This is a genomic window from Microcoleus sp. PH2017_28_MFU_U_A, assembly GCF_020738035.1.
Classification (GTDB): domain Bacteria; phylum Cyanobacteriota; class Cyanobacteriia; order Cyanobacteriales; family Microcoleaceae; genus Microcoleus.
In genome coordinates, this window is the sequence record NZ_JAEQCX010000047.1 from 17,838 (window position 1) to 44,242 (window position 26,405).

The following is a 26,405-nucleotide window of genomic DNA, read 5'->3' on the forward strand; positions in this document are numbered from 1 at the left end:
AAAATTTAAAATCTTATTGCCATGTCAGAACAACAGCCCAATCCCGCAGAATTCAGCAGCTTTGCCGATTGGTGCTTGCACAAAAAAAGCCTTTCTCCCGAAGCCAGACATACTGTTGAAATGTTGTTAAATTATGCTGGGACTTCTGATATTAATGAAGCGAACCGCATACTGTCAAGTAGGAAAAAGAAGAAGCTATCGCTGGGCAACAATCAAATATCAGACCTTACGCCACTGCAATCTCTGACTAATGTGACTAAGCTGAATCTGGACAACAATCAAATATCAGACCTTACGCCACTGCAATTTCTGACTAATTTGACTAAGCTGTCTATGTGCAACAATCAAATATCAGACCTTACGCCACTGCAATCTCTGACTAATTTGACTAGGCTGTATTTGTACCGCAATCAAATATCAGACATCACACCACTGCAATCTCTGACTCATTTGACTGAGTTGAATCTGGACAACAATCAAATATCAGACATCACACCACTGCAATCTCTGACTCATTTGACTGAGTTGAATCTGAGCTACAATCAAATATCAGACATCACACTCCTGCAATCTCTGACTCATTTGGCTCATCTCGATCTGATGGGCAATCAAATATCAGACATCACATCGCTACAATCTCTGAAAAATTTGACTTATCTGAATCTGGACTCCAATCGAATATCAGACATCATACTGCTGCAATCTCTGACTAATTTGACTTCTTTGTATGTAAACTTTACACCTGAACAGAAGGCTCTCATAGAAGCCTATGAGAATTCGTGGGGAACTCTTGCCCACTCTACGGAACCCATCTCTTACCGCAAAGCCGCAGCCGCCCTTAAAGCTGGCTACGAACTCCTCGGTGTAGAAGCCCCTGAAATCACTTTTTGCAGTGGCCCTCACTCTGCATTAGTACAATTACCCATGTTGAAAAAATCTAATAATAATGATTTGATCGATCAACTTAAAAAACAAGTAAAAGATCCACTATTACCTTTAACATTCACAACAGAATTCCAGCAGCTATCTTCTTCATATTTTCTTAGATGGGAGGAACAGCTTAAACAACAATTAAGAGCAGACTTTTCTAACTATAAGAACCACTTAATGTCGATAGTTAATCCGAGATATGCCGTTGATGCTGTCACTGTTGCTGAATTTTGTGTTTCTGCCTTGGGCATTGTTTTGAAGCCAGAGGCACAAAAAGCTTTGGAATGCCTCAAACAGATTTTAGTAGAATGTGGCTGGATTTTGACCTTTGAAAATGTCTGCTATGTGTGCGATCGCCCAACCAAACTCTGCCTCGACAGCGAGTACCGCCTCCACGCAGAAGGGGAAAGCGCGATCGCATTTAGCGACGGTTACAAACTCTACTCCTACCACGGCGTAACTTTGCCCGAAAAATACGGACAAATTCACCCCAATCAATGGGAAGCTACCTGGATTTTAGAAGAAGAAAATGCCGAACTCAGGCGAGTGTTAATTCAAGGAATTGGTTACGATCGAATTTGCCAAGAATTGCAAGCAACAGATTTAGATACTTGGCAAGAATACACGCTGCTAAGAATCGATGCTGATATTGATGGCTTCGATACCGATGAAAAAGAGCCAATTTATTTGTTAAAAATGACTTGTCCGAGCACCGGATTCATTCATGCTTTGCGAGTTCCGCCCGATATGCAATCTGCGAGGGAAGCGATTCGTTGGGTAAATTGGGATGTCGATTATGAGGAGTTTTCGATGCAAACTTGAAGTTTTGGGGAAGTTAGAAACCTCGTTGATAAGAGTCGGCGGTTGAAACCGCATCTATACAAACAATGTCCGAGCGAGCGAGGGACTGAAGACTAATCTTTATATTCTTTCATTTGCTGGCGAATGGCTGCCTCAATCTTAGTATCGAAATCCGGATCTCCCACTTTCGTGATGATTGAATTCGATCGCTCTTTCCGCCTGTCTAAGTAAGCTTGCAGTGCTGCTTTATCCCCGCGATTTTTCAGGAAATAACGCTTCAATTCTCGATCGCCCATTGCAGTATAATCTACTTGGCTCATTGTAAATTAACCGTAATTCATGTAGGGGCGGGTTTCACCAACAATCTTTCATTCACACCGACAATATCTATAAACCCGCCCCCACCCAGGCGACTTTCTCGAAACTGGCATCAATTATAGCATTTCTATTGTCGATCGCACTTTCACCCTCGAACCTAACCCCTATCAGTACAGCAAAGACTTATGGAACATGGATTGCCACCCTTGACGCTCCTGTATTACCAATGTAGTATAAAATAGTGGTAGAAAAGCCCGATCGACTTACCAAAACCACCAACCAAAATTAATAAAAACCTATGCAACCCATTCGCCAAGGCGACGTAATTCTCACCCCCGTACCGCAAATCCAAGGTGACAAAAAACCTCACCTCACCCTCGCCGAAGGTGAAGTCACCGGACATTCTCACCAGATTATTGAGGGGCAAGCTGAACTGTACGAAAAAGACGGCACCCTGTACTTGCGAGTGCTTTCGCCGACAGCTTTATTGAGTCACGAAGAGCACAAAGCGATCGCAATTCCTGAAGGTAATTGGATGGTGCGGATTCAGCGCGAATACGAACCCCAAGGCTGGAGGTATGTCGCAGACTAAGGTTAAAAAACTCACGCCAGCACAAGAGGCTCTGATTCGAGTTTATCGCGACAAGTGGAAGGCGATCGCACTTTCGACTGGCCCGATCGATCGCTCTCAAGCTGCGGAAACTATTACATTAGCTTACAGGGCGATCGGCAAACCAGCACCGGAAATCATTTTTTGCGATCGTCCCTACCAAGCCGCTAACATCATCGCCAGCCACGCAGACAAGCCCAGGAGTCACCTGCGGAGCCAATTAGAGAGCAAACTTCGCAGCGAACTTGAAAAACAACTGCTGACTTGTCTGCGCGGACAACTAGAAAACCAGCTAAAACGTCAACTGCAAAATCAACTCGAAAATGAACTTTACACCCAACTGCAAAGCCAACTGTGGAGTCCCCTGCGCGATCATTTAGCGATGGAAATAGCGAGCAAATTGCCGATCGATTTAAGGGGACAGCGGGCCCGGTATTTGCACTACACCCATCTCAACAAACAACTAGATAATTGCATTCAACCGGAATTGTGGGCTAGTGGCGGGAGTTTGTTAGATTTTTGCATTTCTGTGTTGAATTGCGCGCACTCCTACGGCAATATCTGGACAATTTTTCAATCGCTTGTCAAGACTTGCGGCTGGATTTTTCCCTATGACAAAGTTTGTGTAGTGTGCGAAAAGCCGATCGCACTTTCCGCAGACAACAACCACCGCTTGCACGCCGGAAGCAGCACCCGCCGTACAATTTGCCGACGGTTTGGCGATTTACGCCTATCACGGCGTGATTTTACCCGAATGGTACGGCCGCCTGCAACCCCGCGAGTGGCAGTCTAAATGGCTGTTGAAGGAGCACAACGCAGAGGTTCGGCGAGCGTTAATTCAGGGCATCGGGTGCGATCGTATTTGTCAAGAACTAGCAGCCACAGAGTTAGACACTTGGCAGGAATATACCCTGTTAAAAATGGATTTTGAGGACGATTTCGACGCCGATGGGATGCCATTACCAGTTTTTTTGTTAAAAATGACCTGTCCGAGTACGGGGTTTGTTCATGCGCTGCGAGTTCCTCCAAATGTGACCTCTGCACAAGAAGCAATTCGTTGGGTAAACTGGGGAATTGAACCGGAGGAGTTTTCGGTGCAAACTTGAATATTTCTATTTACCTAAAAGTCAGTTAGTTCGTCCTTATGAAAGCCCGCCAGGGGTTTAAACCCACGGGGCTTTTAGCTAAAGTCCGTTTTAACGGACTGGTAGTATTAAAACACCCCACAAATTAACAGCCACTATTTTATGAAATTGCGCTCTTACTCTCCTTAATTTATGTTTAAAATCAGTCCGTTGAAACCGACTTTCGCTATGTATGAAGCAGGGGTTTAAACCCCTGCCGGATAGTGCCGCAGTCGCGTAGAAAGTTGATACTAACGAATGAAAATTAAATAACTTACAGTTTTTATTGTTCTTGTGAGATGGGCGTCCCGCCCGTCCTTTCTAGACGGGCGGGACGCCCATCCCACAAATATGTGTAAATTATTTAATTCGCGATGCTTACCTGGAGCTCACTGGCAATTAAATATCAGACATCAAACCGGAAACATCTCATTTTAACAAAAATCATTTTTTACAGTGCAAGCTGTCACCAGCTCGCGACAGCACTACAAAAGTAAAACTGAGATGCTCCATAGGACGACCGACCTGATATAATCAATTAAAAATTAATACCCTTGCCATTAGATCATGACTAGCCCTACTGCAACTCTTTTGATTTCCTGTCCCGATCGCAAAGGGCTTGTCGCCTTACTTGCTAATTTTATCGCTTCCCATAATGGCAATATTATCCACGCGGATCACCATACTGATTTTACCGCAGGATTATTTTTAAGTCGTCTCGAATGGCAATTAGACGGTTTTGACTTAAGCATTGAAGACATGACAGATGCTTTTAGTGAACTTGCCAAGGATTTACAAGCAAATTGGCAATTACATTTCTCTGAGGAAGTTCGACGGATTGCGCTTTGGGTAAGCCGCCAAGATCATTGCTTGTTAGATTTGATTTGGCGAGAACGCTCTAAAGAAATGCCTGGGAAAATCCCCCTGATTATCAGTAACCATGAAAAGTTAAAGCCCATTGCCGAACAATATGGTATCGATTTTGAGTATATTCCCATTAATAAAGAGAACAAGGCTATTCAAGAAGCACAACAGTTAGATACTCTCAAAAAATATAACATTGATTTAGTAGTCTTAGCAAAATATATGCAGATTTTGAGTCAAGATTTTATGAGTAAATTCCCCAATGTGATTAATATTCACCATTCATTTTTACCCGCGTTTGTGGGTGCAAATCCCTACGAAAGGGCTTATGAAAGAGGAGTGAAGATTATTGGTGCCACAGCCCACTATGTGACGCCCGATCTAGATGCTGGCCCGATTATTGAGCAAGATGTTGTGCGGGTGAGTCACCGCGATGAAGTGTCGGACTTGGTTCGGAAAGGTAAAGATTTAGAACGGATTGTTTTGGCAAGGGCGGTTCGATATCATTTACAAAATCGTGTTTTGGTTTATGGCAATCGCACTGTTGTTTTTGCTTGAATTTTTGAGTTGATTGGCTAGTGCGTTGCTCTAATTTTGGGGACGGGCAAGATGCCCATCCCACAACAAAAATGTGAGATAGGCATCTTGCCTGTCCAGCTATTTTTATAAGACGGATAATAAGCAATCCTGGAAAGATGCGAGGTGCCTGAAATAGCTCCTCGCATTTGATTAATCTCACGAGATTACCAGAAATAATTGATTGAAAGCGTCTCCGTTTTAGGGAGAAATTAAAATCAGACGATTCATTGCTCCAATCCTCGGACTTCCAGGTAGAGGTTGCTGTCAACTGTCAACTGTCAACTGTCAACTGTCAACTGAATGAAATCCGGGCGGATAATGTTTCGGCGTAAGCGCGATCGATCAATTGGCGAGCAACCGTCTGAATTCCGGTATGCTCGTAATAATTGGTAGTCATGTCCAAAAACGCGGCGACATAATCCAATTTGTCATCGGTAACATCGACGTATTGCTTGAGATTGCCTAAAACTGTGGCGGGAGTTAAGCCGCGAGATACCACTAAATTGTTCATCCAACCTTGGGCTGAGGCGAAGGTTGCTGTCACGAATCCGAATTTTTGGGCATTGTTGGCGCCGGGAATTAGGTTGCTGATGTTTTGAAAGGTTGAGTTTTGCTGCAAGGTTCCAGGATTTAAGCTGCTTAGGGTATTTTGCGCTACTTTGATAAAGTCCGGGCCGAGGGGAATTAAGCCATCAGCGCATACTAATGCAGCCATCCGCATTAGAGATTCGCTTTTGTATTCTGATAAGTAATTGGCAAAGCTTCCCACGTTGTCAAGGGAAATTTTGTTGAGTTTGCAGAAGACGATGAGTTCGATCGCCACTTTGACGCATAAGTCGATCGTTTGAGTGGTGTCAGCCTTGGGAGTCAGGCGGCTCATAAACGACAGAAAGCCGATTTTTTCGCCGATTTTATTCGCCATAGCAGTCGCTCCTAAGGCACTGTCAGCGCTGTCTGCAAGCTGGTAAAGCTTGACTGCGCCTTGATAGGGTTCGTTGGAGTTGGCGTAAAGCTCGATCGCCCGGGCGCGAATTTTTTCCACTAAAGCGCGATCGGTTTCCCCTGTGAGCGATCGAATAGTATTATCAAAACCAGATAAATTATTCCATTCTCCCGGAACCACAAAATCCAGGGATTTGAGCATCATCACAGTAATCCCAGAATCCGGCAAATTATCAACCAATTCCACAATTGACTTGCTCACAACAAACTCCTAAATAACCATATTTGATAGTGTTCTTCCAAATACTCCAACTCCGACAAATCCGATTCCAGATTTCCCGGCCATCTCATCTGAGATCTAATGCTAATAGTCAGATTGGTTCGTAGTGAGGACTTTAGTCCGCATCCAAGAAAGGACAGATTGGCTTGTAGTGAGGAATGCGAGTCCGCATCAAAGAAAGGACTCGCATTCCTCACTACGAACCTTGATTGGCTTGTAGTGAGGAATGCGAGTCCGCATCCAAGAAAGGACTCGCATTCCTCACTACGAACCTTGTAAAGTTTCCTTATATCAAATAAGTAAAAATGACCCAAGTGTGTTAAAATCGATAGCGCTAAATCGAAAACAATAAAATATGACTGTTGCAGTTAACAAAACTCCGGGATTAGCATCGCGTTTAGTAAATGGCGTACTCTCCATCAAACCTTTGGCCGCTCTAGCCAAGCACCAAGCGCGGGAAATGATGATAAACAGAGCCGAAAAAATCGGAGTGCATTGGCGAGAAGAAGCGCAAACACTTTTGTCCCGAAATTGGGATGCAGAATTGCTCAGCGTAGAAAATCCCGATTTGGTTTACCCGAAATATTATCTAACTTCATTCCACGCTTACGAAAAAGGTAATATGAGTTGGGAAGCTGCCACAGAAGTTGAAGTTGCAGCCCGTGCAGTTCATGCGGGAATTTGGCCAGAAGCGGGTGCAGAAGGCGATGCTAAACTCCGCGCTAGCTATCACGAAATCGTCAAAGCTCAAATTTCCCAAACACCGCAAGATATTGTCGATTTGGGATGCAGTGTGGGAATGAGTACGTTTGCGCTTGGGGATGTTTACCCGGAAGCAAAGATGACTGGGGTGGATTTGTCGCCTTATTTTTTGTCGGTTGCTCAATACCGTTCTCAACAGCGAGAAGCAGAATTTTCTAATCAAAAATCTCCGACTTGGGTGCACGCTGCTGCTGAATCTACTGGTTTAGCTACGGCTTCTTTTGATTTAGTTTCTATTTGTTTAGTTTGTCACGAATTGCCCCAGAAAGCTTCTAAGGAAGTATTCCGGGAAGCGAGGCGTTTGCTACGCGCTGGCGGACATTTGACAATTATGGATATGAATCCTCAGTCGGAAGTTTATGCCAAAATGCCTCCTTATATTTTGACTTTGCTCAAGAGTACGGAGCCTTATTTGGATCAGTATTTTGGGTTGGATATTGAGCAGGCTTTGGTTGATTCGGGTTTTGCGGCGCCGACAATCACTTGCAATACTCTCAGACACCGGACTATTGTTGCTGAGGCGATATAGCGGTTTTTAGTTGACTGTATTTGAGATGCTTGGGTAGGACACGGCAGTGCTGTGTCCCTACTGTATTTTAATGTCAAAAATGTTGGCGGTCAATGAGGCTCTAAAACTGGATGCGATCGCAAATGTGGTAAAATTAATACTTAGACAGCAGTCTTAGCTATATCGTGTTGAGAGAAACCTAAAAAAAGGATATCATCATGAACCCGACAGCCCCCCCTCAAAAGGTCATTGATTGTTTGCAGGTTATTTTGGATGCCACAGCCTCAAAAAATTACGAGCTGTTTACCACGGTGGGCGATGCAGACTACAAAACGGGAATTGCACAAGAAATGTTTGATAATGTTAGCGATGAACTCGGTTCGCGCCTGCAAAATGGATATTCAATTAGTTATTTTGGTGAGTTGACACAAGATGGTTTTCAGATTTATTTGTGGAAGCTGAGTTTTGCAGATGGTGGAGATGAATTTGTGGCACGCATGACTATGAATGGAGACAAGGTTGCTGGGATTTTCATAGCATGATGTCAGATCCAGGTTGGTAGTGAGGACTTCAGTCCTCAGAAAACATAAAACTATGAGGACTGAAGTCCTCACTACCAACTTATTGGCACCCTTAAATTTATGTGATCTTGACAAATTCAAGCGCGGCAATTAGGTTTTAATAGAGAGTTGTTGTCATACATAGAATTATGGTACAGGTCAAAATATCCGGCTTGAGAGAGCATCTCCATCCCATTAAGCCCCAACTCTCTGATGTCATTAATTCCTGTGTCGTAGATGCACTCCAGTATCCACCGGATAAACGTTCACATCGATTCTTTCTGTTCGACTCCTCTGATTTCTTTTATCCTACAGCGCGCACAGAACGTTACACTATCATTGAGGTGAGCATGATTGAAGGACGCAGTGTGGAAATGAAAAAGCAGTTGATGCGTTTATTGTTTGAGCGATTACAGCCGTTTGGAATTTCCACACAGGATTTAGAAATCACGATTTTTGAGAATCCGAAACACAATTGGGGTTTTCGAGGCTTACCGGGTGACGAACATCAACTCAATTATAAAATCGAAGTGTAGCCGATCGCTCTTAACTTACAACAAAGCGGTCGATCGACTGTAAAGCTCGATCGACCGCCAATCTCTCCCCTCAGTGAAAAAAGCAACTTCCGCCCTCATCCACCCCTCAACTGCTTGACCAAGTGAACTAACTCTGGTAAAATTAGCTTTTCCACAGCTAGTTTCACGCCATTACTAGATCCAGGAAGAGAAAAGACTAACTTGCCTTGATACACGCCTGCAACAGCGCGAGATGCGATCGCCCTTGAACCAATTTCTTGATAGCTCAAAAACCGAAATATCTCGCCAAATCCAGGTAAAATCCTGTCGAGCAAACTCTCCATCACATCGTAAGTAGTATCTCGTGGAGAAATACCCGTCCCGCCACTCAAAACTATCGCATCCACATCTTCGCGCTGGGCAAGCGCCTGCATTTGCAATACAATTTTTGCAGCATCATCTTTAACAACAGTGTAAGCTACCACAGAGTGACCTGCATCTTTTAGCAATTTTTTCGTTAACAAACCGCTATTGTCTGTGTCAGCAGAGCGCGTATCGCTAACAGTCATGATAGCGCAATTTACGGTTATTTTAGATAAATCGGGGTGAGGAATTTGCGTCATTGTTTCTTGTCGTAAGTAATCGGCAACCAGCAATCGGCTATCGGCCAATTACCAATTACCAACTACCAATTATTAACTATCTATTATGCCTTGCTAAATCCTAAGCCGTTTGCTTCCGAGTAGCGTTCCATGAAACGCATAAAGCGTTCCCAGTCAGCGGCACTTTTCATCAGATAAAGAGCTTCTAAACCCGCAGGTTGACCATTGATGAACTTAGCCTTAACTTCGCGAGTCAGAAGTTCGCCTTCTTCGTCGATCATGTACATTCCAGTAATGTCTTGGGTACTATCGTTGCTGAGAGATTTCGGATTTTCAAAGATAAATGTGGCAGTGCCTTGAGCTCCGCTTTTAGAACGAGTTAGGCGGACTTCGGGTACAGTATCTTCGTCTATACCCCGGGAGAATTGAATTTTAGCCATAATCTGAGAGTGGAACCTTAAAGATTGCTGAATTTCTTAATATTTTTATCATAAAACGATTTGGACGCTCGGAAAGCAAGACTTGCGGAGATTGTCCGATGGGGATCGGAGGAGAGGGGCTATTTTTTAGGTACGTAGTTGCCTGAGCCCTGGCTCTCTCCTTCACTATTCGCTGTTTTGCTATCTTCGTTTTTTCCGATATCCCCAAAGAGCGCTGAAGCGCAACTACGTACCAAAGAGAGCGCCCAAGCGCAACTACGTACCTTTAGACGATGTAGGGAGAGTTAATTGGCTCTGCGCGGTTTGTGGCTACCAGAGTTTGGTAGACGAGGGCGGATATCTCGGCGCGCGTGATGTCGCGGGCGGGGGAAAGCTTGTCGCGGGCGGGATAGTTGACTACGATTTTGCGCTCTGTGGCGGTGGCGATGGAGTCGGTGGAAAAACTGGGAATTAAAGCCCGATCGGCATAAACGCTCAAAGAATTAGGATTGCCGCCCGCCAACTGCAACCCGTTTACCAATGATACGATCGCCTGAGCTTTAGTCAAATTCTGTTCCGGGCGAAACGTGCTGTCGGGATATCCAACCAAAAACCCGCCTCGATTCGCTTTGACGATCGCACTTTGGGCCCAAAAATCTGCCGCCACATCCTTAAAAACCGTTGCTTCACGGCGCGGCGCCAACTGAAACGCCCTCGCCAACAACGCCGCATACTGAGCTCTAGTTAAACTCTCATCAGGTTTAAAAGTGCCGTCGGGAAACCCGTTAACAATATTCATCTTAGCGAGGCGATCGATAAAATCCTTAGCCCAGTGAGTGCTGATATCGCTAAACTTTACACCTCCAGGAGTTGGAGTTGGAGTCGGAGTCGGAGTTGGAGTCGGAGTTGGAGTTGGAGTTGGCGTCACATTTCCCAACTCAAATAAACCTTTTACTCGCGAAGGATTGAGCTGATTTCCCAGGGCAAAAATCTTAGTCGCAGTAGCATTTTGCAAATCAAATTCGCCATTGTTGGCAAAAATATTTCCCCCTAAATCTTGAGCCGTACCAAGATCTGGCAGAGATTTTTCCACCGCAGTCAAACCATCTTCGGTATTTTTTTCAATGCGATTCTTCCGCACAACCGGCTTAGAGTTCCCCGTTAAAACGATACCGGAGCGATTGGCGACAATTTGGTTGTCAACAATCAAAGGAGCCGATTGAGCTTGTAGAGAAATGCCGAAACCGGTATTTTGAAAAAGATTGCGCCGCAGCACACCTTTAGCACTTCCAGCCATAATTACCCCAGCGGCTGAGTTTTCCAGAAATATGTTGTCTAGAATCCCAGGATTAGCAGTACCTGTAGCAAAAACACCTTCGCGCTTACAAAGCGTAAAAGTGCAGTTAGCCACAGTAGGAGAAGTTGACTCCATCCAGACTCCGGTACCGCGAATATCTAGATTGGTGACAGTTACTCCCCGTAACTCCGCATCAGTTGCTAGCAGTAGAGTGATATTTTGACTCGCAGCGGTGGGACTGACAAATTTGCCGCTTCCTTGAATTAGAGTACCGCTTCCTTTGCTGGCTTCATTGCCGGTTACTTTGACTCCTGAGGGAATTTCTAAGGGGAATTGTTCGCCGCTGGCTGCGCTGTAAGTTCCCGCTGCTAGCTGAATAACTGTTCCTGATGCAGCGCGACTGATTGCGCGGGCGATCGTTTTGAATGGAGCCGATTGGCTGCCGGCTGCTGCATCGCTGCCTGTTTGGGGGTTGACGTAAAGTGTTGCCATGTTTTTGCTGTATGGATAATTTGCGATCGACTTTTAGGCAATTTTCATTCTGTACGAATTTGACTGCGGATATATATTTAGCTTTGATTGGGAAGACAGCCATAGGGGATGACAACCCCTGGGGGATTGCCCCTACAAAATACTTGATTTCTCGTTACCCGAAATAGCAGGTACCCGACTTCTTGAAGAAGTCGAGTACCTGGGTATTAGGCTTTTTCATTCGGATCGAGTCGAGATTCCCTGCCCAAAAACCTTTACCGCTTCAGCCAAATCAGTTTCGCCCATCAAAATGCAGCGTTTTAGCAAATCAATATCCAGGGTTTCCAATCCTGACAATTCACTCTGAATTACTTCTTCATATCCATCTTCGCGGAGGTGATACAACCGCAAAGTACCATCCTCCCAAAACCAGATTTCTGGCACACCCAAAGCCCGATATTTTGGCAACTTGCTCAATCCACCGCTAGTATAAACTACCTCGATAGACAAATCGGGAATCAACTTAGGTAGCCCCAAACAAAACGATTTATCAGCTTGGGTTGAAACTTCTCCCGTTTTCTCCTGCGTCATTGAACCAGAAGGGTAAAACCTAAGGCCTTGCGCCAGCAAAAAAGTTGTCACCAAGTAACCAATAATTTCCGAAAAATTTTCGTGTTGGAATCCCGGCATTATAATTTCGATCGCACCTGCAAAAAAAGACAATTTTACCCCAGGGGAATCTTCGGAGCCCTTCTGGATTAACTTGAATTGCTCCCAGGTGCCGTTGAGCACCACTCGCCCATCGAGAATTTCGCGATCGAGAACTTGTGTCATTGAGCTACACCATTATCTCCTATGGGAATTATAGCGTATTGTGCGATCGCTGCTAAAGAAGATACGTGCAGCAATTATAGCTGAGGAATCCGAACAGTTTTTCTCGTTCTATCAGAGTCAGTAACAATGCCAGTTGATTAATGCTACAATGAGGTAAGTAGACATTTATCGAGCTAAGCAAAAAACGAAACTTCTTGTATATTTCCGGAGCGGGAAACTGTAAACATCTTTTCTTCAAAAATATCCTTCATAATCAGACTGATTCGATCCTCCCACTTAAATTCCACTTTTTCCATACTACCTGTCACCCAAGAACCTTTAATATGAACAGCGTTAACTTTAATACTCAATTCAGGAGTTTTAAGATAAGTGCCATTAGGGAATGGTATGACTTCTTCCATAACTACATTCAATTTTCCAGCTTGCTTGATTTCCCTTAACCAATCATCAATTAAATCTATAATCGTTTTATGGCAACCATCAGGGAAAAGATAATAACTCTCACTTGTGTTAATTTCAAACTGTGTATGGTTTTGTTCTTCTTCCTCATGGACAATATTGTAGAAACGAGTTATATTAGGTATGAGAGTAATTGTATTGATATTGACTTCGGTGATCCGATTTTCTATATCTTGCTTTAACGGTTCTCTCAGTTCCACCAACCCAATATCATAGTATTTAGCAAATTTTATGGCATCAGGAGTAAAGCCAATCTTGGAAACGATAATTCCTTTATGCAAATTACAATCTTGACGAATTCCCCAAGCCTTCATGACTATATCCTTGTTAATTTTTTTATTCCAATATTTACATTCTATAGATGTTTTATAGTCATGAAGTCCGTCAGTGTGAACAGTCAGTACGTCGATTTGATGCTTGACTCCAGATTTGCCAGTACATTTACAAGAGTTGCCATAACATTCAATTTTAACTCCATTTCTAGCACCCAATACTTCGTATATATTCTTGACCGTTTCTTCGTAAGTTTCCCACTTCATACCTATCTCCATCTTCAATATGAAAAAGACTCTATCAATTATAAGCCCTCAACTAGCCGCGCAGTGGCATCCCGCAAAAAATGGTGGACTCACTCCAGACCAAGTTTCGGCAGGCTCACACAAGAAAGTTTGGTGGAAATGTCCCGAAGGCTCTGATCATGAATGGAATACATCGCCCAGTAAAAGAACTAAGTCAAGCCAAGGATGCCCTTTTTGTGCTGGACAGAAGGTTTCAGTAACTAATTCCCTAGCAAGTCTTGACCCCAAACTTGCTCAAGAATGGCATCCGACTAAGAATGAAAATCTTACTCCAGATCAAGTGACAAGGCATTCGGAAAAAAAAGTTTGGTGGCAATGTTTCAATTATCCTGAGCATGAGTGGGATGCTTCTCCTGCTAATAGGACTAAAGGAAAAGGATGCCCTTTTTGTGCTGGACAGTCAATTACTAATTCCCTAGCAAATATCACTTTGTGATTATAACAAGTCTAATAAGCTAGGTTGTGCCCAATCTGATTGATCTAAAAGTTTCCCCTTTTCTTTTCCCTGCTTTGCATGAGTTGGTCTTACTATACCGTTAAGTCTTTTTTCAAGCAAACCAGTAAAATAAAACCATGACAACATTTTACTGGCGTAATCTTTTGCAGTTGTTTGTCTATTAGACAACAACTTTTGAAATTTATATAGCGACATCGATTCACCAGGCTTCAGTTGTTCATAGATTTTTTTAATAACTACATGAGCCTCTATTTGTTCCGCTAATTTTTCAGCTATTTCCTCATCTTTTAAATTTAAAAATATCTCTGATGCTATTATTTTACCGTTTTCCTTATTTCTTGTTACTTGAAAAAAGTTTTGCAAATCCAGAATAGCATTTTGAACAGTGTCATTCGCATATCCCGATCCACTTGCTAAGTCGGAGATTGTTTCACACGTCTTAAGCAGTCTAAATATTTTTAAAACTGTTGAAATCTTGGTTCTGGGTCTATAGTTTATTGTCATTTCAGGTAGCTTATCCTCCAACAAATATTCACGAAACATATCCCAGTATATTTTATAATTTTGCCCATTTTGAATAACTAGCTTGCTGTTTAATAGGCTATTAATTACATCGTGATTAAACTGGTTACCTACATCCACCTTATCAACTGGAGACAGTTCAGCTATATTCATTAAACACTTATAACTCCCTGGAATGAGAGTAGCTCTTTCGATATCTTTGTCAAAAATTGCTTTAATATCAAACTTGGTTATTACTTTTTTCTGTTCTGAATAAAGATCGGCTTCATTATGTTGATGGTAGATGTCACTGCAAAATCTTTTTAATAACCAAGGTTTATTTTGACAATTATTCAGAAGCCACTTTTTTATACTGTTTTGTAAGCGATTTCCGTTTTGATTCAAATAGTTCTCAAATTCATTTAATAAGCTCAATGAATCTTGCTGAGAAAATTCACTAAAATAAATATCTTTTCTTATTTTGGCTAGATTATGCCATGTAAAATAGGCTTGATGTTTTGCAGATAAATTAACATCTGTTCTCCAGCAAAAACCTAAGACTATGTTTTGTTTTAAGGAATCAACTTCTTTAGCTGCTTGCTCAAACAACCCGTAAAGATATGAAAGTGAATCTTTAGTCAATATTTCTTCAAATTGATCAAAAAAGATTACAATAACTTTACCACTTTTTTTAAGGGTTTCTATTAATAATTTAATTGATTTACTATCAAAATAAGGTGGTTCAGCACTTTCAATAGATACTTGATGATCGGGAAGATCAACAAATCCACTATCAATAGCCTCTTGTAATGCTTTTCTAATAACCGCTATGACAAATAGAGTTGCTTTTTCCTGGTTGATGCTTGTAACATCTACATGGTGTATATAAAAATTATCTTTATATTCTGGTTTTTGCCGACAGTCTGATGCTAACTTAAGAACTAAAGAGGATTTGCCTAACCCCGTACTTCCTGAAAAAGAAACAACTCTTAAGTCTGTTTCCTCATCTCTTACATTTTTGACAAAATTCCAAAATTCATCTTGAGGTTTACAACGTCCAAAAAAATCTTGTGGGCGACAAGGACGATGGTAATCATAAAAATTCTCAGCCTGATTAATATTCGATACTATTACTTTCTTAACTTCTGAAAATGACTCGTTAGTTGATTTATTTTCATGCTCTGTTAGTGTTTCATCGAAAACGGTAATTTCAAGATTTTCCCAAATTTCATTAGTAGAAAAATATTTTTTCCAATATTCTGAATTATAATTATTTTTTGTATTTGAAGTGGCAAAAATAATAGCACGATATGGGATAGCGCTTTCTCCCATTTCTTCCGCTATCCAAAAAAACTCTTTTTTATGAGTCACTAATAGTGTAATGGTTCTAACATTACTAATAAATTTTCGCTCTGGGAGTTGAATACCATGTATCTTCATAAACTTTTCAGCAAGTTTATCTGAACTCCAAATGAATAAACGAAATGGTTTTTGTGTTTTTGTGTATTCATCAACAACCGCTTTTGCTTTTCCATTAAGAGCGGAAGTTGAGAGTAGGTGAGCAAAGTCAACTTTTTTGTAAAGAGCTTGACCCATTAACTTGAATATAGTAGGAGCATTTATTTCTTCTTGCTGGAATTTACATTCAATTAATCCTGTTTCCCTAGCTTCATCGTGCTTGATATAGATATCAGTCTGCATTCCGTCAAATTCTATATTTTCAATCACTTTCCAGTCATATTGACTGAATAAATCTGCTGACACCTCTTCCCAGAAATTACCTTTTTCCTTATTATTCCATTCAGGTAGTATGACTACTTTAAATCTTATTTTAGGCTCATTTACATTCATTTTTTTTGGTCGTTCCTATAGGTGACTTATTGCCTTGCATAACCATGACTCAGTATAACACGCCCCACGTTAGACCTCAACCTCTAGCACCTCCCCGATCGCACCTTCCATCTCCCTAACCATATTTAGGGGACAGATAACCACGTAATAAGCGATCGCCCAACTATTGACAACTGTATGAGACTACACCAGCGACTCGTTACTTTGGGAATACGCTGGATGCCAGAATATAATATAGATTACGAACAAATCGAAATTCCGGTAGATTGTGCCGACTACATCGAAAAAATTCGCGCTTTAGGTGGAAATGGGACTCCATTGCAATTAGAAAAAATTCTCACTGTTGCCAGATTACCCATTATTCGCCAGCACATCCAACCCAAAACCCTAATTTATACTCATTACATTCAGGGAATCGATCGCATATTGAGAGATGCCTTAGTAAATGATGGCTGGAAAGTGGGTTTCTACACGGGCGAAGACAAGTCCGGTTTAGAAGGCTTTTTAAACTGCAAAATTGATGTTCTCATCGGTTCTAGCGCCATAGGGACTGGTGTAGATGGCTTACAGCACGTTTGCAACCAGCTAATTGTCAACGTCCTACCTTGGACTCATGCCGAATTTGAACAATTGAAAGGTCGCATCTATCGCCAAGGACAAACCCGCGATACAGTCAAAATGGTGATTCCTCTGACCTATGCAACTGTTAACAGTCAGCGCTGGTCGTGGTGTGATTCCAAAATGCAGCGCTTAAAATTCAAAAAGTCGATCGCTGATGCTGCTGTTGATGGCATTGTACCAGAAGGACACCTGCGATCGCCTGCACAAGCTTACCAAAATGCGATCGGCTGGTTAGAACGCCTCGCATCTGGCGAAGTCCAAATCATCACCCGCCCGAAAATTATTATCCCCATTCCAGATACTAACCCAGCGGAAGTACAGCAACGACTGGCGCGTTACGGCGACTTCTCCACCATGAATCGCCACTGGAACCAAACCCACAGCGCCACCACTCACCAACGCTTACAGGAAAACCCAGAAGAGTGGGCGCATTACCATACTTTGTATCAAGAATCAAGAAAAGATTGGGCAGTTATTCCCTACGAGGAGATGATTCGCTTGTGTCAACAACGTAGCGGCTACACTATTGGTGATTTTGGTTGCGGTGAAGCAAAATTAGCTGAGGCTGTATCGGATAGACATACAATTTACAGCTTTGACCATATTGCGATCAATGATAATGCGATCGCCTGCGATATGACGCACGTTCCGCTAGATGATGAAACTCTAGATGTGGCTATTTTTTCTCTTGCTTTGATGGGTTCAAATTTCACCAACTACCTACGGGAAGCACATCGTACCCTTAAACTTGATGGTCAGTTGCATATTATCGAGTCAGCTTCACGGTTTAGCGATTGGGGTCAATTCCCAACTGATTTAGAAGCTTTGGGATTTACCGTTATCAGCATTCAGGATATGTGGAAATTTACCCATATCCGTGCTATTAAGAGTTAGAGGTCTTTTGAAAATTCGTTTTTGTCTTAACTCCCAGCCAATTTCGCAATGCAAGATGTTTCCAAAACCACTAAAATTTCATTCTGAAACACAGCACAACTTGTCATTGCTTGTGCTAAAACAGGAACTTTCCCTTGTTTGAGAGAAAGCATTGCCTCCGGTGTCGCATCAAAGTCATCGATCCAGCCGTAATCCTTTACATACTTAAGAGTTAAGGCATTGCGATCGAGCATCCAAAAATCAATTCCATAAATGTTAATGAAGTTTTGCAATACAGCCCGATCGCCCGTATATTGAGCGCGAATTAAATCGCTTGCTCGCTGCTGAAATCCGCTGTAGTAGCCTTTCTGATACGGCACTGCATATTCCTTTCCCACCAAAACCGAACGCTGGCTAAACGTTGGCAGATTATCGGCTTCTGGGGCGATCGAAGCAATCACAATATCTTGAGGTTGTTGCTGAAAAAATTTGTACAAAGCGGGCATTTTACCTTCTACATACCCGACTGTGGGAAATTTTTCCACTAAGCATGGATAAAGCACAACTGCGATCGCAATTATCACCATTGTAATTAGTGCAACTAGATTTTTTAACTTAAATTTTGTTTCCGTTGTTGATGCCCAGTTGCCGACGCCATCGATAATTAACGTCAGGGCGATCGCACTTATAAACACAACAATAAACCTCAAGCTATACGCAGTATAGCGTCCAGGCTGATAAAGCTTAAAAATGGTAGCGTGAGCCACCAAAAACATCGCAAAGGATGCTAAAAATAGCTGAAGCAACAGCCAAATTTTGCTATTAATCCGACTCGCTAACGGAAAAGCCGATCGCCTCCACAGCAACAGCAGCGGCAAAAACAGCCCCACACAGTGAGTTACAGGCGTAAACAGCGACTTGGGAAACATCCCGCTACCTCTACCAGTCAGCCAATAATCTACCGGATTTGGACGAAAAAAAGCATTTCTGCCGTCGGCTGCAAATACGCCCATTTGCTTGGCTTCTGCTGCGGTATAAGTCGGGCCAAATTCCGATTTATCCAAGGCATAGGGCAGCATTACTAGAAAGATTAGTCCCAAACCGGTACTGCAAAATAGGTAATTTGTGCGATCGCCCGACAAGCGCAAACGGCCGTTTTCCCAGATTAGCAGGCGCAAAACTAAAATTCCGGCAGCAACCAAGGCGTAGGGAGGATAGAATAATCCGATTAGGGCGATCGTCCCCAAACAGGGCAGCAACGAACTCCGCGACAAATAATATAAAAAACCGAGAAATATCGGATAGATAAAAGCTCTGGGCGTTGTGGAAGCCAAATCATCCGTCATCCACATATGCTGATTTAGTAGCAAAGATGCGATAAATCCAGTCAGCGGCACTGGCAGCATTTCCAAGCAAAGCCCAAAACAGTAATAGGTGGAGATTAAGCCGAGAAATAGCGGCAATATTTTGTGAAAAAATAGCGGGTGAATGCCGATGGTTGCAGCTATTTTGTAGAGCGTGGTGTATCCGGCGGGGGCGACTGATTGAAAGTAGTTAGCAATGAAATCGTTGGGGAACAATTGTCGATCGACAAACCGCATCATCCAGAAAACGTGCTGTCTCGCATCGTCTTGCACCACATACTCGGCGCTGAAAGCTTGAGCAATTCCTAAAACACCATAAACTGCGGCAAATGTCAAGCTCAGCATCAACCAGAATATTGTGCGCGATCGGGATTTTTCATCCACAGTCGCCGTCAGAAACTTGTGTAAGCGGGCAATTAATACCATTTGAGATTTGAGATTGGGAAAGAATGTGAAGGACGCACAACACGAACCAGTTTACCTTGCAAAGATTATGCTACTGTAATCGAAATGTGAATTCGGTTAACGAGTGCTTCCCAATCGCGATCGTTTTTACAGTAGCCACGGTTTCAACCGCCGAGTCTTATGGTGGCATATTGCCTCAGTAATGGTGCCCGTTGCGTAAATCCTATTAATTAACCGAATTACTGCGGCTGAATCCCGTTGAGAAACTCCGTTCTTGCCTCAATTATTGAAGGCATCAAAACGCACCGTACCAGCAATTCTAAATCCAACTCCGGCAAAAACTCACTTCTTAAAACTTGCTCGTAATCATCGTCGCGCAGCCGATAGATAGCCAACTGATTATTTGCCCAAAACCAAACTTCTGGGATGCGAAGTCGCAGATATTTAGTTAGTTTATTTGTGCTACCGCTAGAAATCGTCACTTCCACGGCTAAATCGGGATGCTCTTTCCTTGAACCTATATAATAAGACTCGTCAGGTTCAAAGGATACGTCTTTTGCCTGGTTTCTGCGAGTTGCACTCCCTACAGGAATGAAATTAATCCCTTTCTCAAAAAAGTAAAGTCCTATAAATATAGCCAAAACACTTTTTATCTGTTCGTGGTCTTCGCCTAGCGTCATAAACTGCACACACCCATCTAAATAAGTTATTCGCAAGCCTGGGGCATTTTCTATTAAGGTTTGTAGCGCCTCAAATTGCTCCCAAGTATAATAACCGGGTAAGGTAAAGCGTTCTTCTTTAACAATTGTTATTGGTTCTGAAACTTGTACGACCATGGGCGCAATGCTCCGAATAAAAATCAGTAGCCCTGCCTTAGTATAACCTAAATAGGGACTATTCATCAAAGTTAATTTGACGGTCAAATATTACTGCGATGATTCTGGGCGATCGCATATTGCCTCAGTACAGGTGAAATTGTGTAAAAATTTGCTTGTTGTTCAATCAAACAACGCCGGGATAAAGATTGCAGCGCATTTACCAAATCTGATGGGGGAATTCGGCTATTTTCTAGCAATTGGGTGAGGTTTATTGTATCGCTTGCTTTCGCCAACCAGGAGAGGACTTGTTTTTCTAGTTCGGATAGGCGATCGCACTTCTGCTGTAAAACATCTTTCAAATCTTCGGGTAACAATATAGTATCATCTGGTAATAACTCTGTGACGCATCCGCCCAACTCTTGAATCAGAGTCGCGACGCTTTTTAACCAGAGGAGATTGCCTTGGTAGCGCTGAATCAATGCTGAGTAGTTGTCGATGTCTGCTAATCCATAATCTCTGAGGATTTCCCGTGCGGCGTAGAGGTAAGACAATTGAGCTGGGAGGCATTGTTGATATGGGAAAAATTGAAGTAGGAAAGTGTAAAATATATGATGATGGTAATTTCAGATAGCCTGATTGTTGTTGTGCGCTGGGGCTGCGAGCCAGCGCCCTTCTTATTTTTTCAAACCAGAGCGATCGCCCTTTCCGACATATTCCCTTAACCCTCGCGTCACCCCAACCTCTTTTTCCACCGACAATCCGACGATCGATTTCCACCATCTCAAAGGGCACTGATTGCAGACTCTTAGCGTGAAGCGTAGCTATCCCGTAGGGATCTCGCCACAGCGAAAAAGGGATCTCGCCCTATGCGCTACAATAAACGTAAAGCTCATGATTAGTCTTTCAAAAATTAACATGATAAACATAGACTTACCGCCATCTGATCCATTCACAAACCTCAAAGTGACGCTCCTGCTAGAAGCACTGACATCCGGGCAAGTTGTGGCATCTGTCAGAGAGTTTCCAGACTGTCGAGTGAAAGCAGAAACACGAGAAATGGCGATCGCCCAAATTCAAGCTACCTTTTTAGAACGGCTCAAAAATATAGAAGCGATTTCCTGGAACGTGCCAATTCAGGGTTCAGAACCAACCTGGATGAAGTTTGCAGGTGTCTTTAAAGACGATTCCGATTTTGCGGCAATTATGGAATCAATTCGCGCCGAACGAACCTCAGATGATGACTCGGAAGTCGATCCTTCCTATTACTTGTAGAGGCGGCTTAAAGTGTGTCGATATATTCTGGATACCGATTGCGTTTCGCTGATTCTTTACAATCATCCCCAAGTCACCGCTAACGTCGCAAAGCATCAAGTTTCTGTCACGATTGTCACGGTTCAAGAACTCTTTAATGGCTGGATTGGCAGGATTAACGATCCGTCGATGCTGCATAACCTACCTACACTCTATTCAAAACTTTGGACAACTGTAAAATATCTCCAAACTATTGAGGTACTGGATTTTACAGCAGAAGCTGATAGTTGTCTCAAGAAACTGTTAAAAGATCATCCGCCTCTGCGGAAAAATCGCCTGCAAAAAGATATGCGGATTGCAGCCATTGCGTTGTCCGTCGGTGCTACCGTTGTCACCCGCAACCAACGAGACTTTGCTCAAGTTCCCGGATTGTCAATCGAAGATTGGACGCTTTAGTGCGTAGCCGATCGCCCTTTCCGACATATTCGCTTAACCCTCGCGTCACCCCAACCTCTTTTTCCACCGACAATCCGATCGATTTCCACCATTTCAAAGGGCGCTGATTGCAGACTCTTAGCGTGAAGCGTAGCTATCCCGTAGGGCGATCGCCACAGCAAAAAAGTGCGAGATCCCTTTTTTATTGCTCGATCGCCCTATAAAAAGATATTGACGATGATAGTGGAGATTGGGAAAAATACGATCTATGATAGATTTAAGCAATTATTCTCAAAAACCTATGGAATACAATCAAATTATCACGATTGAACCTGGAAAACGCAGCGGCAAGCCGTGTATTCGGGGAATGCGAATTACTGTGTACGATATCCTAGAGTATCTAGCTGGTGGTATGACAGAGGCAGAAGTTCTAGAAGATTTTTCGGAACTCACTTCCCAAGATATCAAAGCTTGCCTTGCCTTTGCTGCTGACCGTGAGAGAAAATTATTTTTGGCATCGATTTGAAACTACTACTGGACGAAAACTTATCAGACGGAATTATTCACAGGATTATCGATCTGTATCCCGATTCCGCTCATGTCAAAACCTTGGCACTTACCAATACTGATGATTCAATTATTTGGGAATATGCTCGTGCGAATAATTTCGTAATTGTTTCCAAGGATTCTGATTTTCATCAACGGAGTTTGCTGTACGGTCATCCACCAAAATTTATCTACCTTCGGATTGGTAACAGTCCAACCTCCAAGATTGTTCAAATATTAAGAGATAATTTTGACATTATAATTCAATTTTGGAATAGCGAAGTAGAAAGCATCTTAGTATTGGCTTAATGCGTTGGCGTTGCCCGCAGAAAGCATCGCCCTTTCCGACATATTCCCTTAACCCTCGTGTCACCCCAACCTCTGTTTCCACTTACAATCCGATCGATTTCCACCATTTCAAAGGGCGCTGATTGCAGACTCTTAGCGTGAAGCGTAGCTATCCCGTAGGGCGATCGCCACAGCAAAAAAAGGGCGATTATTCTGAGAACGCGAGTTTAGAGGCTAAACTAGATGTATATAATCTTAAATAAACGATATGCCTCTCAGCGAACTTTTACCTACCGTCAACCAACTATCCCATCAAGATAAACTTCGACTTATTCACTTTCTCCTGCTTGCAGTTGCCAAGGAAGAAGGATGCAGCTTAGAACCTAATGAAGATAGTAATTCAAAAAATGTACTCCTGAATCAACTAGCATCAACCAGCGCAGTTGTATGGTCTCCACAGGCAGATAGTGCAGGAGTTAAAGCATTATCAGAACTTCTAGTTGCCACCCAGGAATCAGCCAATGCTTAATCGTCAAAGATTTGCATTTACAGAACGAATTGATAGCCTTGGCCGTTCGAGCATTCTGCCATATTTGCCCATCACACTCTCCAATGGCAGCAACTCTGTAGAAGTGATGGCATTATTGGATACGGGTGCGAGTGTCAACGTCTTGCCCTATGAGATTGGTCTACAACTAGGGGCAATATGGGAACAGCAAACCGTTCCTATTCAGTTGAGCGGGAATTTGGCTAGCAGCGAGGCCAGGGGATTGGTTCTTTCGGGTACAGTTGCTCAATTTTCGCCGATCTTACTTGCATTTGCCTGGAGTCGATCGACAGATGCGCCGGTAATCCTTGGACACCTCAACTTTTTTGCGGAGTTTAATGTCTGCTTTTTTCGTCATGAGTTAGCTTTTGAGGTTTACCCAATACAGAAATGAAGAGAGGCTGCACAGTCATTGCAATGCGATTTTATGCTTGTGCAAACTGGGATGAGGTAAATTAGTGCGTTGGCGAAGCCGACCTTTGGCATCGCCCTTTCCTACATATTCGCTTAACCCTCGCGTCACCCCAACCTCTTTTTCCACCGACAATCCGATCGATTTCCACCATCTCAAAGGGCACTGATTGCAGACTCTTAGCGTGAAGCGTAGCTATCCCGTAGGGCGATCGCCCTTTCTGACATATATTGCTTAATTTGACACTAATGCTCTAGTCCTTAACCCTGACTTAAGAGGACTGAAGTCCTCACTACGAACCAGGTTTGTAGTAAGGACTTCAGTCCTTTCAAAGGTTAAGCTGGAAATTACACAAATAGAACTGCAATACCGATCGCGATCGCACCAATCCCCATCACAAAAGACCAGAAACGGTGATAGCTGCTAACCGTCGTACCGCTATCGCTTTCAAGCTGAATCAAATCCATCCAAGGCGCCACACCCCGGCGGAACCAACCCAAAGCACTAACATCCATACCAATCAAACTTTTAACCCGTTTCATCCCAAACAGAAAATTACCAATCGGCCCAAAACGAGAAGCATAATGTAGATACATCATTCCCGTTCTGTCTTGCAATTTCAAATCAGAACCAAACGCATAACCCGCATCACCGCGACCAATTAATTCGCCTTGTAGTTTCGCAGGTTGACCGCGTAAAGGACTAGCATAAGGGTCAGACATTAAAGTTAAAACATCCAACTCTTCTGCTTGTGCGTAATTCGGGAACATCACCAAAGCTTTGATTAAAATTCCCACGCCCAAACCGATTAAAGCACAAGCAACCATCATCATCGGATTCGCAGCCGAGAGGGAAATGCCGATCGCAAAACCCACCGCCAAGCCCAGAGTTTCCGCACTGTACAGCAGCAAATCAAAAAAGAAATTTCCGTACAATTTCCGCTTGCTCAAATTGTGGCCTTCGCCCACAATCCGACCCATATCAAACTCAATATCCAAGCCTAATTGTTCCGCATAGGTGCTCAACGCGCGAACTCGCTTACCAGTCAGCGGGTGAGTCGAATTCAACTCCATCCACCAACCCCACGGATTGAACATATCCCACAGAAAAACTCGTCCAATTTTTTCCGGTTTCGACGAAATCCGGTAAGCAGTACCGCTAGATACCGCAGCTTTTGCATCGTAAATGCCTAAAGCGCGAGTTCCTTCTAACAAGCGGCTGGGTTCCTTTGCTCTTTCTCCTTCTTCCAAAATACCGTAAGCAATTTTTACCAAAGCGCGCGATAAAGCGTTGGGGTTTCCGGTAGTTTCGGCGGCAAAATGGTCTGCAAAATATTCTCGTGTCCGCGACAAATACAGCAGCAAATAAGTGCCGGCGATGTAAAAAAAATAAGCCACAGCAGCGACGCTACCTGCCGCACTTCTAGCTTTATCGCCAGCGCTTCGACCGAGGCTTTGAGCTGTAGTGTAAATTAAATAAGTAATCTGCACTAAAGTCGAAGCTAAAGTCATTACTGCAAAGTCCCAATGGACGATGTGACCTAGTTCGTGGGCGTAAACAGTAGCAATTTCATCGTCGTCTAAATAGGTGAAAAGACCTTGACTGACGACTAAGCGAGCGCTGTTAGGAAAAGAACCGTAGGTAAAAGCAGTAGGGTTTTGGTCGTCGATAATTCCTAAACGCGGCTGTTTGAGGTTTTTCTGTTTGCAAACCTTCTGAATAACTTTCGCCGTTTCTGGACTCAGGCTGTCAATTTCTGCTAGGGAAACCCAGCGAGTATTGTAGAGCCAATTTTGAGTTAAGTCCATCAAGTAAGGCGATAGGAAAAAAGCCGCAATGTTAAAAATCAGAGTTATGGGAAGTGCGATCGCCAATCCGGTAACTGGATCGGGGCCGTTGAGAATGAAAACTGAGGCTAAGGATAACACGAACACCATACCAAATAGCATGATGATAGTGGCGCCGGAAGCTAAAACGAGGTTTCCGCCAGTTTTCTGGATCAGTTTAATCCCGGCTTTGGGCGATCGCCCTGCCTTGCGTAAAGGAGCTTGAGATGACATAATATTCTCCTAAGGTTATTGACAAAAGGTAATTACCGTGGGAATTTATCTATACTTCACTGTTTTAACCTGTCACTACGGAGCGCGCTAAGGAGTCTCAACAAAAATATATAATTTCCTGTAAATTGTTAAGATGGAAAACCGCCCGCCCAATTTATTTCCAAAAATCCAATTCCCATTTCAAAACTCAACAATCAAAACTATTTATAGCGGTCATCAGAAAGATGAGGTACGTTGTTGGGCTTGGGCCCTTCTTGGTTTAATTGGTTATATAAGCTGTCAGTTATCCCTCATCTTTTTGAGAAAGGCTATATTTCAAAGTTACAAAAAAGAATTGGTTTCAAGCCGGAACCCTTGTATGGAGAAATTAAAATCAGACAATTCGAGGTCGCCCTCAAGCTGTCAACTGTCAACTGTCAACTGTCAACTGTCAACTGTCAACTGTCAACTGTCAACTGTCAAACGATTTTGGATTTTGGATTTTGGATTTTCGATTGGGGATTGAAGATTTTTGATTGTCAAC

28 protein-coding genes are annotated in these 26,405 nt (G+C 43.0%); 16 read left to right on the plus strand and 12 right to left on the minus strand.

Annotated elements, in window-relative coordinates; genetic code table 11:
- Nucleotides 1-21 precede the first annotated feature (21 nt).
- A complete protein-coding gene (locus JGK14_RS11675) occupies nucleotides 22-1,752 on the plus strand; it encodes a leucine-rich repeat domain-containing protein (RefSeq protein WP_293274370.1) in 1,731 nt (576 codons plus the stop codon).
- 92 nt (nucleotides 1,753-1,844) lie between these two features.
- Here JGK14_RS11675 and JGK14_RS11680 read toward each other — a convergent pair whose 3' ends face one another.
- Complete coding sequence (locus JGK14_RS11680; protein ID WP_293176187.1) at nucleotides 1,845-2,051, minus strand: DUF6887 family protein; 207 nt, start codon at nucleotides 2,049-2,051, stop codon at nucleotides 1,845-1,847.
- Between the two features lie 296 nt (nucleotides 2,052-2,347).
- Between JGK14_RS11680 and JGK14_RS11685 the strand changes: the two genes are divergently transcribed.
- The 4 genes from JGK14_RS11685 (at nucleotide 2,348) to purU (ending at nucleotide 5,205) form a co-directional block, all read left to right on the plus strand.
- A complete protein-coding gene (locus JGK14_RS11685) occupies nucleotides 2,348-2,641 on the plus strand; it encodes a hypothetical protein (RefSeq protein ID WP_293176189.1) in 294 nt (97 codons plus the stop codon).
- Nucleotides 2,628-3,452: a DUF6745 domain-containing protein gene (locus tag JGK14_RS11690; protein WP_325315087.1), complete on the plus strand. Its 825-nt coding sequence runs from the start codon at nucleotides 2,628-2,630 to the stop codon at nucleotides 3,450-3,452. Before JGK14_RS11685 ends, JGK14_RS11690 begins: the two co-directional genes overlap by 14 nt.
- Nucleotides 3,400-3,765, plus strand: a complete 366-nt coding sequence (locus JGK14_RS11695) for a DUF6745 domain-containing protein (RefSeq protein WP_325315088.1) — start codon at nucleotides 3,400-3,402, stop codon at nucleotides 3,763-3,765. The genes JGK14_RS11690 and JGK14_RS11695 overlap by 53 nt, the downstream gene beginning before the upstream one ends.
- Nucleotides 3,766-4,350: 585 nt before the next feature.
- Nucleotides 4,351-5,205, plus strand: a complete 855-nt coding sequence (gene purU, locus JGK14_RS11700) for a formyltetrahydrofolate deformylase (RefSeq protein ID WP_293176191.1) — start codon at nucleotides 4,351-4,353, stop codon at nucleotides 5,203-5,205.
- 313 nt (nucleotides 5,206-5,518) lie between these two features.
- Here purU and JGK14_RS11705 read toward each other — a convergent pair whose 3' ends face one another.
- Nucleotides 5,519-6,430 (minus strand): hypothetical protein, encoded by a 912-nt coding sequence (locus tag JGK14_RS11705; RefSeq protein ID WP_293176193.1) that lies wholly within the window; start codon nucleotides 6,428-6,430, stop codon nucleotides 5,519-5,521.
- Between the two features lie 373 nt (nucleotides 6,431-6,803).
- Here JGK14_RS11705 and JGK14_RS11710 point away from each other — a divergent pair, with 373 nt between their 5' ends.
- The 3 genes from JGK14_RS11710 to JGK14_RS11720 all read left to right on the plus strand — a co-directional run bounded on the left by JGK14_RS11710 (nucleotide 6,804) and on the right by JGK14_RS11720 (nucleotide 8,814).
- Complete coding sequence (locus tag JGK14_RS11710) at nucleotides 6,804-7,739, plus strand: class I SAM-dependent methyltransferase (protein ID WP_325315089.1); 936 nt, start codon at nucleotides 6,804-6,806, stop codon at nucleotides 7,737-7,739.
- A gap of 197 nt (nucleotides 7,740-7,936) precedes the next feature.
- Nucleotides 7,937-8,260 carry a hypothetical protein gene (locus JGK14_RS11715; protein ID WP_293176197.1) on the plus strand — a complete coding sequence of 108 codons (324 nt, stop codon included), beginning with the start codon at nucleotides 7,937-7,939 and terminating at the stop codon, nucleotides 8,258-8,260.
- A 167-nt stretch (nucleotides 8,261-8,427) separates the two neighbouring features.
- Nucleotides 8,428-8,814 carry a tautomerase family protein gene (locus tag JGK14_RS11720; RefSeq protein WP_293176199.1) on the plus strand — a complete coding sequence of 129 codons (387 nt, stop codon included), beginning with the start codon at nucleotides 8,428-8,430 and terminating at the stop codon, nucleotides 8,812-8,814.
- Nucleotides 8,815-8,909: 95 nt separating this feature from the next.
- Here the strand turns inward: JGK14_RS11720 and JGK14_RS11725 are convergent, their stop codons facing one another.
- The 5 genes from JGK14_RS11725 to JGK14_RS11745 all read right to left on the minus strand — a co-directional run bounded on the left by JGK14_RS11725 (nucleotide 8,910) and on the right by JGK14_RS11745 (nucleotide 13,414).
- Nucleotides 8,910-9,416, minus strand: coding sequence for a MogA/MoaB family molybdenum cofactor biosynthesis protein (locus JGK14_RS11725; RefSeq protein WP_293149586.1), 507 nt, complete (start codon nucleotides 9,414-9,416; stop codon nucleotides 8,910-8,912).
- A gap of 83 nt (nucleotides 9,417-9,499) precedes the next feature.
- Nucleotides 9,500-9,835: a photosystem II reaction center protein Psb28 gene (gene psb28 / locus JGK14_RS11730; protein WP_293149588.1), complete on the minus strand. Its 336-nt coding sequence runs from the start codon at nucleotides 9,833-9,835 to the stop codon at nucleotides 9,500-9,502.
- A 265-nt stretch (nucleotides 9,836-10,100) separates the two neighbouring features.
- Nucleotides 10,101-11,603, minus strand: coding sequence for a DUF1565 domain-containing protein (locus JGK14_RS11735; protein ID WP_325315090.1), 1,503 nt, complete (start codon nucleotides 11,601-11,603; stop codon nucleotides 10,101-10,103).
- Between the two features lie 216 nt (nucleotides 11,604-11,819).
- Nucleotides 11,820-12,416, minus strand: a complete 597-nt coding sequence (locus JGK14_RS11740) for a Uma2 family endonuclease (protein WP_293205634.1) — start codon at nucleotides 12,414-12,416, stop codon at nucleotides 11,820-11,822.
- 173 nt (nucleotides 12,417-12,589) lie between these two features.
- Nucleotides 12,590-13,414, minus strand: coding sequence for a restriction endonuclease (locus JGK14_RS11745; RefSeq protein WP_325315091.1), 825 nt, complete (start codon nucleotides 13,412-13,414; stop codon nucleotides 12,590-12,592).
- A gap of 19 nt (nucleotides 13,415-13,433) precedes the next feature.
- Here JGK14_RS11745 and JGK14_RS11750 point away from each other — a divergent pair, with 19 nt between their 5' ends.
- On the plus strand, nucleotides 13,434-13,889 hold the full coding sequence (locus JGK14_RS11750; protein ID WP_325315092.1) for a zinc-ribbon domain-containing protein: 456 nt from the start codon (nucleotides 13,434-13,436) through the stop codon (nucleotides 13,887-13,889).
- On the opposite strand, the gene JGK14_RS11755 is transcribed toward JGK14_RS11750, so the two are convergent.
- Entirely contained in the window at nucleotides 13,890-16,262 is a 2,373-nt protein-coding gene (locus JGK14_RS11755) for a restriction endonuclease (RefSeq protein ID WP_325315093.1), read from the minus strand.
- A gap of 219 nt (nucleotides 16,263-16,481) precedes the next feature.
- Between JGK14_RS11755 and JGK14_RS11760 the strand changes: the two genes are divergently transcribed.
- Entirely contained in the window at nucleotides 16,482-17,777 is a 1,296-nt protein-coding gene (locus JGK14_RS11760; RefSeq protein WP_325315094.1) for a helicase-related protein, read from the plus strand.
- A gap of 26 nt (nucleotides 17,778-17,803) precedes the next feature.
- Here the strand turns inward: JGK14_RS11760 and JGK14_RS11765 are convergent, their stop codons facing one another.
- The 3 genes from JGK14_RS11765 to JGK14_RS11775 form a co-directional block, all read right to left on the minus strand.
- Entirely contained in the window at nucleotides 17,804-19,546 is a 1,743-nt protein-coding gene (locus tag JGK14_RS11765; RefSeq protein WP_325315095.1) for a hypothetical protein, read from the minus strand.
- Between the two features lie 218 nt (nucleotides 19,547-19,764).
- The gene (locus tag JGK14_RS11770) at nucleotides 19,765-20,361 is read right to left on the minus strand and encodes a Uma2 family endonuclease (protein WP_293176207.1); all 597 of its coding nucleotides are present in this window, start codon (nucleotides 20,359-20,361) and stop codon (nucleotides 19,765-19,767) included.
- An 83-nt stretch (nucleotides 20,362-20,444) separates the two neighbouring features.
- Nucleotides 20,445-20,894 carry a hypothetical protein gene (locus JGK14_RS11775; protein ID WP_293176209.1) on the minus strand — a complete coding sequence of 150 codons (450 nt, stop codon included), beginning with the start codon at nucleotides 20,892-20,894 and terminating at the stop codon, nucleotides 20,445-20,447.
- A 340-nt stretch (nucleotides 20,895-21,234) separates the two neighbouring features.
- Here JGK14_RS11775 and JGK14_RS11780 point away from each other — a divergent pair, with 340 nt between their 5' ends.
- The 6 genes from JGK14_RS11780 (at nucleotide 21,235) to JGK14_RS11805 (ending at nucleotide 23,804) form a co-directional block, all read left to right on the plus strand.
- Nucleotides 21,235-21,615, plus strand: coding sequence for a hypothetical protein (locus JGK14_RS11780; RefSeq protein ID WP_293203327.1), 381 nt, complete (start codon nucleotides 21,235-21,237; stop codon nucleotides 21,613-21,615).
- A 12-nt stretch (nucleotides 21,616-21,627) separates the two neighbouring features.
- On the plus strand, nucleotides 21,628-22,050 hold the full coding sequence (locus JGK14_RS11785; protein WP_293176213.1) for a type II toxin-antitoxin system VapC family toxin: 423 nt from the start codon (nucleotides 21,628-21,630) through the stop codon (nucleotides 22,048-22,050).
- Nucleotides 22,051-22,330: 280 nt separating this feature from the next.
- A complete protein-coding gene (locus JGK14_RS11790; RefSeq protein WP_293191190.1) occupies nucleotides 22,331-22,555 on the plus strand; it encodes a DUF433 domain-containing protein in 225 nt (74 codons plus the stop codon).
- Nucleotides 22,552-22,884 (plus strand): DUF5615 family PIN-like protein, encoded by a 333-nt coding sequence (locus tag JGK14_RS11795; RefSeq protein ID WP_293191128.1) that lies wholly within the window; start codon nucleotides 22,552-22,554, stop codon nucleotides 22,882-22,884. Before JGK14_RS11790 ends, JGK14_RS11795 begins: the two co-directional genes overlap by 4 nt.
- Nucleotides 22,885-23,131: 247 nt before the next feature.
- Nucleotides 23,132-23,392 carry a hypothetical protein gene (locus JGK14_RS11800; protein ID WP_293176221.1) on the plus strand — a complete coding sequence of 87 codons (261 nt, stop codon included), beginning with the start codon at nucleotides 23,132-23,134 and terminating at the stop codon, nucleotides 23,390-23,392.
- A complete protein-coding gene (locus JGK14_RS11805) occupies nucleotides 23,385-23,804 on the plus strand; it encodes a hypothetical protein (protein WP_293176223.1) in 420 nt (139 codons plus the stop codon). The genes JGK14_RS11800 and JGK14_RS11805 overlap by 8 nt, the downstream gene beginning before the upstream one ends.
- A gap of 365 nt (nucleotides 23,805-24,169) precedes the next feature.
- On the opposite strand, the gene JGK14_RS11810 is transcribed toward JGK14_RS11805, so the two are convergent.
- Nucleotides 24,170-25,882 carry a zinc metalloprotease HtpX gene (locus JGK14_RS11810; RefSeq protein WP_293281285.1) on the minus strand — a complete coding sequence of 571 codons (1,713 nt, stop codon included), beginning with the start codon at nucleotides 25,880-25,882 and terminating at the stop codon, nucleotides 24,170-24,172.
- Nucleotides 25,883-26,405: the final 523 nt, after the last annotated feature.